A 10,795-nucleotide genomic window follows, 5' to 3' on the forward strand; every position below is an offset into this window, starting at 1 on the left:
GGTGCTTCGCGCGTTTGACCGCTCGACACCAGCGCACGGGACGCATAGGCAGAAACGATGGCGAAACGCCCAGCTAGCAGACCCGCACCCGGCCTCCCCACCACGGACCAGGTGCTCCAGTTCATCCAGACTGCCAACGGTGTCGTCGGCAAGCGCGAGATCGCCAAGGCGTTCGGCCTCAAGGGGCAGGAGAAGATCGCGCTCAAGAAGCTGCTCAAGGACATGGCCGAGGAAGGTCTGATCGACGGCAAGAAAACCGCCTATCACCGCATGGGCGGGGTGCCCAAGGTCACCGTGCTGCGCGTGCTGGAGATCGACGATGGCGAAGCCTTCGCCATTCCCGATGCCTGGACCCCGGAAGATGCCGTGCCGCCGCCGCGCCTGCGGGTGATCGAGCAGCGCAAAGGGCCGGGGCGGATCGCCGCGCTCAAGGTGGGTGACCGGGTGCTGGCGCGCACGGAGGAGGCGGGCAAGGGCTGGATCGCCCACCCGATGAAGAAGCTGCCCGCCCGCACCGAAGGCCTGATGGGCGTGGTCGAGATCGACCGGACCGGCAAGGGCTGGCTCGCGCCGGTCGACAAGCGGGTGCGCCAGTCGAGTCCGATTGCCGACCTTGGCGGAGCGGAAGAAGGCCAGCTCGTCATGGCCGAACCGGCCGGCCGCAGCCCCCGCGCCGGGGTCAAGGTGGTCGAGGTGCTGGGCGACCCGCTCCTGCCGAAGAGCTTCAGCCTGATCGCCATTGCCAAGCACGGCATCCCGCATGTCTGGCCCGAAGGCACGCTGGAAGAAGCCGCGCTGGCCGCGAAACTGCCGCTCAGCGCCGAGACCCGCGAAGACCTGCGCGGGCTGCCGATCGTCGCCATCGATCCCGCCGACGCGCGTGACCACGATGACGCGATCTGGGCCCAGCCCGATGGCGAAGGCGGTTACCGCGCGATTGTCGCCATCGCCGATGTCAGCTTCTACGTCCGCCCCGGCAGCGCGATCGACCGCGAGGCAAGGAAGCGCGGCAACTCGGTCTATTTCCCTGACCGGGTGGTGCCGATGCTGCCTGAAGTGCTCAGCGCCGACGTCTGCTCGCTGAAGCAGGGCGAGGACCGCGCGGCGATGGCCTGCCACCTGCGCATTTCGCCGGAAGGCAAGGTGACCAAGTTCCGCTTCACCCGCGCACTGGTGCGGATTGCCGGCAACATCGCCTACGAGGATGCGCAGGCGCAGGTCGATGCGGGCGAGGCACCCGAACACCTCACGAACCTGTGGGGCGCGTGGAAGCTGCTCGCTGCTGACCGGGCCGCGCGCGATCCGCTGGAGCTGGAACTGCCAGAGCGGCGCGTGGTGCTGGACGAGCAGGGCCGGATCGATTCCGTCGCGGTGCGCGAGCGGCTCGATGCGCACAGGGTGGTCGAGGATTTCATGATCGCGGCCAACGTCGCGGCGGCCAAGGCGCTCGAAAGCAAGACTGCGCCGGTCGTCTATCGGATCCACGAGACGCCGGGGCGGGAGAAGCTGGTCGCCTTGCGCGATTACCTCAAGACCTTCGGCCATTCGATGGCGCTTGGGCAGGTGATCACGCCGGGGCTGTTCAACCGCATGCTCAAGGACGTGACCGACGAGGCGGAAAAGGCGCAGGTGATGGAAGCCGTCCTGCGCAGCCAGACCCAGGCCTATTACGGCCCCGCCAATGCCGGGCACTTCGGGCTGGCGCTGGCGAGTTACGCGCATTTCACTTCGCCGATCCGCCGCTATGCCGATCTGCTGGTCCACCGCGCGCTGGTCGATGCCTTCAAGCTGGAGCAGCCGAAACCGAAGCCGCCGATCCCGGAGTCAACCGGCCTGTCGGACCGTGACCGGGAGGACCTGTCCAAGGTCTCCGAAGCGATCAGCGCCGCTGAACGCCGCGCGATGGAGGCCGAGCGCGATACGATTGACCGCTATGTCGCCGCCTGGCTGGCCGGGCGTGTGGGCGAGGTGTTCGACACCCGCATCACCGGGGTGCAGAGCTTCGGCTTCTTCGCCACGATCGAGGCGCTGGGCGGCGACGGGCTGGTCCCGGTCACCACGCTGGGCAACGAGTATTACCGCTATGACGAGGCGGCCCGGATGCTGGTGGGCGCGGACAGCGGCACCCGCTACGCGGTGGGCGACCGGCTCAAGCTGCGACTGGGCGAAGCCAACCCGCTGACCGGCGCGCTCAAGTTCGAGCTGCCCGACAGCGAAGGCCGGATCGAACCGCGCGGGGAACGGATCGCGGCCAAGCCCAGAGGCAGGCCCGGTGGCAGGCCCGCTGGCGGGCCCAGCGGCAGGCCGCCGTCGGGCAAGCCGCCGGTGGGAAAACGGGGCCGCCCCGGCAATATCCGCCACCAGGGCAAGAAGCGCTAGGCCAGCCGCTCCAGATCGGCGTCGCTCAGCGTGCCGGGCACGACATAGAGCGGGCAGGGCAGAGTGCCCGAATGAGCGGAGAAGTGCGTCACCAGCGGGCCCGGCGTGCCATCGGGCGCGGCGCCCAGCACCAGCGCGGCCACTTCGGGATGGTCAGCCAGGTAGGCCTTGATCACCGCCTGCCCTTCGCCCACCCGCACCGAGATGGTCGGCATCTTGCCGCTTTCGGAGAACAGGTTGCCCGCTGCCGCGCTCGCCAGAACTTCGGCCCGGTCACGCGCTTCCTGCTCGATCGTGGCCTGCACAGCACCGAAGGCGTTGAAGCTCTGCGGCTGCACCAGCGCGAGGATATGGACCGCCCCGCCGCTCGCCGCAGCGCGCCGGCTGGCGAAGTGCAGCGCCTTGCGCCCTTCGTCGGTTTCATCCAGAATTACGAGGTAAACGCGCATCGGCTTTTCGTAAGTCCCCCGGAAAATCCCTTATCCCCGGCCCGCTATCCGCTGAAATCGTATTCGGCGCAAGAACCTTGCCCTTGGCCGCCGGATTGGCCAGAGAATGACGCTACGTAAGACAGAGGGACTCTGCCACCATCATGCCGACACCGATCAAGATGCCCGCCCTTTCGCCGACCATGGAAGAGGGCACCCTGGCCCGCTGGCTGGTCAAGGAAGGCGACACGGTCCGCTCCGGCGACATCATGGCCGAGATCGAGACCGACAAGGCGACGATGGAGTTCGAGGCGGTCGACGAAGGCGTGATCACCAAGATCGAAGTGCCGGAAGGCACCGAGGGCGTGAAAGTCGGCACGGTGATTGCTCTGCTGGCTGGCGAGGGCGAGGATAGTTCCGCCGCAGCGAGCGAGGCACCAGCCGCTTCTCCTGAGCCTGCACCAGCCGCTGCTCCTGCTTCGGCCGGTCCCGCCGCCACACCCTCGGCGCGCAAGCTGGCGGAAGAGAAAGGCGTGGACCTCGCCTCGATCACCGGCACCGGCCCGGGCGGCAAGATCACCAAGGAAGATGTCGAGGGCGCGCCTGCCTCGTCATCCAGAGCCCCCGCGCAGGCGGCGGCCTCAGGCGTCGGCGCGCAACCGACTGCGGCCCCCGCCTCGGCAGGGGCTCACTCAGATGGAGCAAGAGTCATCGCCTCCCCCCTCGCCAAGCGGATCGCCGCACAGGAGGGGATCGACCTCTCCACGCTCAAGGGCAGCGGCCCCAATGGCCGGATCGTCAAGGCGGACCTGGCCGAAGCCGTGCGTGTCCCCGCGCAGGCGGGGACCTCAGGCGTTAGCGCGCAGTCGACTGCGGCCCCAGCCTCCGCAAGCGCTTCCGCGCCTGTAAAGGTGGCGCAGCTCGGCGGCGATCTCGATGCGCCTTACGAAGCGCAGAAGCTCAACAACGTGCGCAAGGTCATCGCGCGCCGCCTGACCGAAGCCAAGCAGACCATCCCGCATATCTACCTCACCGTGGACGTGCGCCTTGATGCGCTGCTCAAGCTGCGCAGCCAGCTCAACGCGTCACTGGAGCCGGACGGGGTCAAGCTGTCGGTCAACGACCTGCTGATCAAGGCGCTTGCCCGCGCACTGGCCCGGGTGCCCAAGTGCAACGTCAGCTTCCAAGGCGACGAGCTGTTCAGCTATTCGCGGCAGGATATCTCCGTCGCAGTCGCAGCGCCCAGCGGCCTGATCACGCCGATCATCCGCGACGCGGGCCGCAAGGGGCTGGCCCAGATCAGCACCGAAATGAAGGAACTGGCGGCCAAGGCCAAGGACGGCAAGCTCCAGCCGCACGAATACCAGGGCGGCACCGCCAGCCTCTCCAACCTCGGCATGTTCGGCACCAAGCAGTTCGACGCGGTGATCAACCCGCCGCAGGCGATGATCCTCGCGGTCGGCGCCGGCGAACAGCGCCCGTGGGTGATCGACGGCGAACTCGGCGTCGCCACCGTGATGAGCGCGACGGGTTCGTTTGATCACCGCGCGATTGATGGTGCGGATGGCGCGGCGCTGATGCAGGCATTCCAGCAGTTGGTGGAGAACCCGATGGGGCTGGTGGTTTGAATTGGCGGACCAACCTAACAGTTCGTTGAGATACTGGCGCGAAGTCAAGAAGTTGACTCGCAAATCGCTTGCCGAAATGGCCGGAGTTTCAGACCAACACATTTACTACTTGGAGCGCGGAGAGCGAGACCTGACGCATAGTATGATAAAAAAGCTGTCAGCTGCACTTTGCATCGAACCGGCAGATTTGATTTCCGAATGCCCCTCTAATGCCACGCGCTTCCCTCAGATCCGGGTCACGGCCATGCCGACCGACCTCAACCCCTATGGTGGGGTGTTCGGCGGGTGGTTGATGAGCCAGATGGCGCTGGGCGCAGGCTCGCTCGCCAGCCGCACGGGGCGGGGCAAGGCGGTGGTGGTCCACGCGAGCGACTTCACCTTTCCCGGCGCGATGCAGGTTGGCGATGAACTGAGCGTCTATTGCGAAGTGACCGCCACCGGCACCACCTCGCTCACCATCGCCGCCGAAGCCGTGGGGCGCGAGCGTAACGGTGAAGCGGAGACCAAAGTGGCGCAAGGCACCTTCAAGTTCGTCCTGCTCGACGAGAATGACCGTCCGCGCGCGGTAGATGGGGTTGCACGTGGTTGACGGGTTGCAACCCCCTCTCCCCGGCCCTCTCCCGCGAGGGGAGAGGGGGAAGAAAGATAACTCCTCTCCCCTTGCGGGAGAGGAAGGGGCCCGCCGCGCAGCGGTGGGAAGGAGAGGGGGCGAGCGCGACTTGCTCGGCCTCGCCAAGCGGATGCGCAAAGCGCCGACTGAGGCGGAGCGGCGGTTGTGGTCCGCACTTCGGTCGCACCGATTGGCGGGGTGGAAATGTGCAAAAGCGGGGCATGGCCTTCGCGATCCTCTTCACCGCACCCCCGCATTCTCCACCCCCGCGAGCGGGCAACTTTTCTTCGCCAGGACTGTGTAACAAGTGGTCCATGTCTGCGACCAAACGAAGGCTGAGTGAGACGAACCATGGCTGACCAATACGACGTAATCGTGCTCGGAAGCGGCCCCGGCGGCTACGTCGCGGCGATCCGCTGCGCGCAGCTGGGGCTGAAGACCGCGATTGTGGAGCGCGAGCTGCTCGGCGGGATCTGCCTCAACTGGGGCTGCATCCCGACCAAGGCGCTGCTGCGCAGTGCCGAGATCAAGCACTACATGGACCATGCCAGCGCCTATGGCCTGATGGTGGCGGGAACGATCGAGGCGGACCTGGAGGCGGTGGTGAAGCGCAGCCGCGGGGTGGCCAGGCAGCTCAACCAGGGCGTCACCCACCTGATGAAGAAGAACAGGATCACCGTCCATATGGGCGAGGGCACGCTGACCGGCCCGACCAGCCTGACGGTGAAGAGCGACAAGGGTGAAGAGACGCTCACCGCCAAGCACGTGATCGTCGCCACCGGCGCCCGCGCGCGCGACCTGCCCTTTGCCCCGGCGGACGGCAAGCGGGTGTGGACCTATCGCACTGCGATGACCCCGCCCGAGATGCCCACGAAGCTGCTGGTGATCGGCAGCGGCGCGATCGGGATCGAGTTCGCCAGCTTCTACAACGACATGGGCGCGGATGTGACCGTGGTGGAGATGCTCGACCGGGTCGTGCCGGTGGAGGACGCAGACGTCTCCGCCTTCCTCGAGAAGAGCCTGGTGAAGCAGGGCATGACGATCATGACCGGGGCCGGGGTGGAAGACCTGAAGGTCTCCGACAAGGGCGTGAAGGCCAGGATCAAGGCAAAGGACGGCAAGGTCAGCGAGACCGAGTTCAGCCACTGCATCGTCGCCATCGGGATCGTGCCCAACACCGAGAACCTGGGCCTAGACACACTGGTGGAGATGGACCGCGGCTTCATCCAGATCGACCCCTATGGCCGGACCATGACCAAGGGCCTGTGGGCCATCGGCGACTGCACCCCGGGCCCATGGCTGGCGCACAAGGCGAGCCACGAGGGCGTGACCGCCGCCGAGGCGATCGCGCAGGAGCTGGGCAACAAGGATGTCCACCCGCATCCACTCGACCGGGGCAACATCCCCGGTTGCACCTACTGCCATCCGCAGATCGCAAGCGTCGGCCTGACCGAGGCCAAGGCGAAGGAAGCCGGTTACGCGGTCAAGGTCGGCAACTTCCCCTTCATCGGCAACGGCAAGGCAATCGCGCTGGGTGAGGCGGAAGGCTTCGTGAAGACCGTGTTCGACGCCCAGACCGGCGAGTTGCTCGGCGCGCACATGATCGGCGCGGAAGTGACCGAGCTGATCCAGGGCTACGTTGTCGGCAAGACGCTGGAGACAACCCAGGCGGAGCTGATGCAGACGGTGTTCCCGCACCCGACGCTGAGCGAGATGATGCACGAAAGCGTGCTCAGCGCCTACGGGCGGGCACTGCACTTCTAGGGCCGGCGGCGAGGGGGGAGCGCGATCATGACCGACTTCCTCGTGATCGCCTTCATGATCCTGGTTGCGGGTATCGTCGCGGTTCCACTCGCCACCCGCTTCGGGCTCGGCTCCGTGCTGGGGTACCTGCTGGCAGGAATGGCGATCAGCCCGCTCCTGCTGGCGCTGAAGGTCGACATCGAAGCGCTGCAGGTCTTCGCCGAGTTCGGTGTGGTGATGATGCTGTTCCTGATCGGGCTGGAGATGGAGCCGAAGAAGCTCTGGGCCATGCGCGGGCGGCTGCTGGGGCTGGGCGGCGGCCAGGTGGTCGCATCCACGCTGGTGCTGGCAGCCGTGGCGCTGGCCTGGGGCCAGGCGTGGCAGACGGCGCTGGCGGTGGGCATGGTGCTGGCGCTTTCGTCCACCGCGATCGTGGTCCAGTCGCTGACCGAGAAGGGCCTTCTCCGGAGCGAAGGCGGGGAAGCAAGCTTCTCGGTGTTGCTGTTCCAGGACGTGGCGGTCATCCCGATCCTCGCCCTGCTGCCGCTGCTGACCCTGCCGGAACTGGCCGGTCTGGCGCACAATGGCGGCAGCGGCGGTGGGCACGGCCACGGCGGGGGATGGACCCTGACTGAGGGAATGCCGGGCTGGCTGGCGGGGGTCACCACGGTCGGCGCGGTGGCCCTGGTGGCTCTGATCGGCAACTACCTGACCCGCCCGGTCTTCCGCTTCATCGCCACGGCACGCCTGCGTGAGCTGTTTACCGCCGTTGCACTGGCCTTCGTAATCGGGATTGCCCTGCTGATGACCTTCGTCGGCCTGTCGCCAGCGCTGGGCACCTTCATCGCCGGGGTGGTGCTGGCCAACAGCGAGTACCGGCACGAACTGGAAGCCGATGTCGAACCGTTCAAGGGGCTGCTGCTGGGGCTGTTCTTCATCACGGTCGGCGCAGGGATCGACTTCGTGCTGGCATCGGAGCGGTACACCGAAGTGCTGTTCTGGGCCGCAGTCGTGATTGCGGCGAAATTGCTCATCCTGCTGGCGATTGCGCGCCTGGCGGACATTCGGCGCGAAGCCGGGTGGCTGGTGGCGCTCTCGCTCGCCCAGGCGGGCGAGTTTGCTTTCGTCCTGATTGCCTTTGCGGTGGCGAACGCGGTGTTTGCCGAACCCCTCGCCGACCTCCTTCTGCTGGTGGTAGCGCTGACCATGCTGGCCACGCCGCTGCTGTTCATCGTCTATGACAAGGTCATCGCGCGGATGTACTGCGGCGGCGCGGCGCGGGACGCGGACAGGATCGAGGAAGAGCATCCGGTCATCATCGCCGGGCGCGGGCGGATGGGCGGGATCGTCGACCGGATGCTGCAGGCCGGCGGGTTCCAGACCACAGTGATCGACTACGATTCCGCCCATCTCGAAATCGTCCGCAAGTTCGGCTTCCGCAGCTACTTCGGCGATGCCACCCGGCCTGACCTGCTCCATGCGGCCGGGATCGAGCGGGCGAAATTGCTGGTCGTGGCGCTCGACGAGCGGGAGCAGATCGACAAGCTGGTCAAGTACGCTCTCGCCAATTTCCCGAACCTGCACGTCACGGCCCGCGCGATCGACCGCAACCATGTGTTCGAGCTGTGGTCCTACGGGTGCCGCGACATTATCCGCGAAACCTATGACAGCTCGGTCCGCATGGGCCGGTCTGCCTATCAGGCGCTCGGGATCGACCGTCAACAGGCCCAGGCCATGTCCGACGCCTTCGAGGCCATGGATCGCAGCTCGATGCGGTCGATTGCCGAGCATTATCGCCTCGATATCCCCTACCACGAGAACGAGGCGCTGATCGCGCGGGTGCGCGAGTTGCAGGCTCAGTGGGACCCGGTGCTGCAGGCACAGATGGACGAGATCCTGAAGCGGGGCCGATAGCCGGGCAGCATTCCCCCGGACGATTCAGGATACGCCTACCGCAAAATCGAGAAATGAGACGGTAACCTTGCAATCGCCTCACAGTCCTATATTTCCTTAAGTGCGGGATGGGGGCAGCCGGAGTCGGATGCCCGCAGTTGGGGGTGCCTTTGGGGGGTGCCGAACCGGAAAGCCGTGACAGGGTCGCAAGTATTGCTTCGTGCCGCAGGGCGCGAAGTGGGGTTTGCGTTGGGGGACGACCTTGTCAGGATTTACCGCGTCGCGCAGCATGGCTGCGGCAACAGGCCCACGGGTGGCCCATCCAAAATCGAGCCATCTGCTGTCCACCGCACTGGTGGGCATCGCTCTGGCCATACCCACGATGCCTGCCAGTGCGCAAACCGTGCCCGCGGCGTTGGTTCCGCCGACCCGCGATGAACTCATCCCTCCCAGTCAGATACGCCCGCAGGAGGGCCCAACGCTGACGATCGATGGCCAGATGGAGCGGGCACCCTGTGCCTTGGACCGGGCCGAATACGCAGACATCCGCCTCACCCTTTCCGGCGTTGCATTTGGCGGACTCGATCGCGTTCCGGGCCTTTCCCTGGCTGACAGTTACGCAGGCTATCTGGGGCGTGAGCTGCCGCTCGCCGCGCTGTGCGACATCCGCGCCAAGGCCAGCACGGCGCTGCAGCAGCAAGGATATCTGGCGACAGTCGAAATTCCCGAGCAGAACCTGAGTGACGGGGTGGCGGATTTCCAGGTGGTGTTCGGCCGCCTGACCGCGTTGCGGGTGCGTGGCGAGGCGGGACCATCAGAGCGGCTCGTCGCATCGTACCTTGAGCAGCTGACAGATGAGCCGGTGTTCAACACCAGGGACGCGGAGCGTTATCTGCTGCTCGCGGACGACCTGCCAGGGGTTGATGTCCGCCTGTCGCTCAGGCCAGCTGCAGGGGGCGCGCCCGGCGACCTGACCGGAGAGATTGCGGTCATCCGTCGGCGGGGTTCGCTTGATCTCAATATCCAGAACTACGGTTCGCGGGCGATCGGGCGGTTTGGCGGTCTGCTGCGCGGCGAGATCTATGACATTACCGGCATGGGTGACCGGACTACCATGGCGCTGTTCTCTACGCTGGAGTTCGAAGAGCAGCACACAGTCCAGCTGGGCCACGATTTCAGGGTAGGAAAGGAAGGCCTGCGCTTCGCCGGTGCGGTCACCTACAGCGTGACCAATCCAGACATTGGCCTGCCCGGCTTCGATGTCAAATCGGAAACCCTGCTCGCCTCCATCCAGGCCAGCTATCCCTTGCGGCGCAGCCGGACTGCCAGCGTCGCGGCCGATTTCGGGTTCGACTATGTCGATCAGGATGTTGACGTGAACAGGATCCTGCTGACCAGGGACCGGGTCAGGACATTGTTTGCGCGGGTTGCGGGCGAGTTTACCGATGCTGCGAGCGTGTCCCGCGTGGATGGCTATTCGGCGTATGAGCCAAGGAAGCGTTTCCGGTTTGCGCTCGAGGGCCGGCACGGCATCGATATATTCGGTGCCAGCCCCGATTGCCGCGTCAATCCGCTCGGTTGCATCGTCGGAGGTCAGGCCCCGCCAAGCCGTATCGAGGCGGATTCCACCCCTTTCCTGGTCCGCGCAGAGGTAGGAGCAGAGTTCCGCCCCACACCAGACTGGACCGTGGCGCTGGCTGCCGAAACGCAGTGGAGCGACGACGCTCTCCCGGCTTTCGAAGAGTTTGCTGCCGGCACGTATTCGATCGGCCGGGGCTACAATCCCGGTGCGGTTCTGGGTGACAGCGGCATCGGGCTTTCTGCTGAAATCCGCTACGGCAGCCTTGCACCAAAGTCTGCCAACAAACCCGTAATCCAGCCGTACGTCTTCACCGACATGGCCTGGGCCTGGAACGAGGACCCCAGCCGCAAGGGGCTCAACCCGGATCGGCTGTGGTCAGCCGGGGGCGGCATACGGGCCGTGCTCGGATCTAAGCTGCAGGGGGACTTCTCGGTTGCCGTCCCGCTCAAGCGCCCGGATTTCGCCACCTCACGCGGTGACGTCCGTTTGCTGTTCTCCCTGACCGCCCGCCTGCTTCCCTGGAGTTTCTGAC

At 66.1% G+C, this 10,795-nt stretch carries 8 protein-coding genes and 1 pseudogene; 8 read left to right on the top strand and 1 reads right to left on the bottom strand.

Translation table 11 applies throughout. The annotated features are described in order from the left end of the window. Positions 1-57: 57 nt before the first annotated feature. Positions 58-2,379, top strand: a complete 2,322-nt coding sequence (rnr, locus tag U4960_RS08195; protein WP_324263049.1) for a ribonuclease R — start codon at positions 58-60, stop codon at positions 2,377-2,379. Here the strand turns inward: rnr and U4960_RS08200 are convergent. Then, positions 2,376-2,828, bottom strand: coding sequence for a universal stress protein (locus U4960_RS08200; protein ID WP_324263050.1), 453 nt, complete (start codon positions 2,826-2,828; stop codon positions 2,376-2,378). The two genes, rnr and U4960_RS08200, sit on opposite strands and share 4 nt — an antisense overlap. Positions 2,829-2,971: 143 nt before the next feature. Here U4960_RS08200 and U4960_RS08205 point away from each other — a divergent pair, with 143 nt between their 5' ends. The 7 genes and pseudogenes from U4960_RS08205 to U4960_RS08225 all read left to right on the top strand — a co-directional run bounded on the left by U4960_RS08205 (position 2,972) and on the right by U4960_RS08225 (position 10,794). Beyond that, positions 2,972-4,435 carry a 2-oxo acid dehydrogenase subunit E2 gene (locus tag U4960_RS08205; RefSeq protein ID WP_324263051.1) on the top strand — a complete coding sequence of 488 codons (1,464 nt, stop codon included), beginning with the start codon at positions 2,972-2,974 and terminating at the stop codon, positions 4,433-4,435. A gap of 25 nt (positions 4,436-4,460) precedes the next feature. Then, positions 4,461-4,604 (top strand): annotated as a pseudogene (locus tag U4960_RS16070) (helix-turn-helix domain-containing protein); the annotation flags it as partial. A gap of 75 nt (positions 4,605-4,679) precedes the next feature. Beyond that, the gene (locus U4960_RS08210; RefSeq protein WP_324263052.1) at positions 4,680-5,024 is read left to right on the top strand and encodes an acyl-CoA thioesterase; all 345 of its coding nucleotides are present in this window, start codon (positions 4,680-4,682) and stop codon (positions 5,022-5,024) included. 151 nt (positions 5,025-5,175) lie between these two features. Continuing rightward, a complete protein-coding gene (locus tag U4960_RS16075) occupies positions 5,176-5,349 on the top strand; it encodes a hypothetical protein (RefSeq protein ID WP_416379116.1) in 174 nt (57 codons plus the stop codon). 47 nt (positions 5,350-5,396) lie between these two features. Continuing rightward, positions 5,397-6,809: a dihydrolipoyl dehydrogenase gene (lpdA, locus tag U4960_RS08215; RefSeq protein WP_324263053.1), complete on the top strand. Its 1,413-nt coding sequence runs from the start codon at positions 5,397-5,399 to the stop codon at positions 6,807-6,809. A gap of 27 nt (positions 6,810-6,836) precedes the next feature. After that, positions 6,837-8,702: a cation:proton antiporter gene (locus tag U4960_RS08220; RefSeq protein ID WP_324263054.1), complete on the top strand. Its 1,866-nt coding sequence runs from the start codon at positions 6,837-6,839 to the stop codon at positions 8,700-8,702. A 268-nt stretch (positions 8,703-8,970) separates the two neighbouring features. After that, positions 8,971-10,794 (top strand): ShlB/FhaC/HecB family hemolysin secretion/activation protein, encoded by a 1,824-nt coding sequence (locus U4960_RS08225; protein WP_324263055.1) that lies wholly within the window; start codon positions 8,971-8,973, stop codon positions 10,792-10,794. The last annotated feature ends 1 nt before the right edge of the window (position 10,795 follow it).

Origin of the sequence: Altererythrobacter sp. H2 (assembly GCF_035319885.1) — a bacterium.
Lineage (GTDB): Bacteria > Pseudomonadota > Alphaproteobacteria > Sphingomonadales > Sphingomonadaceae > 34-65-8.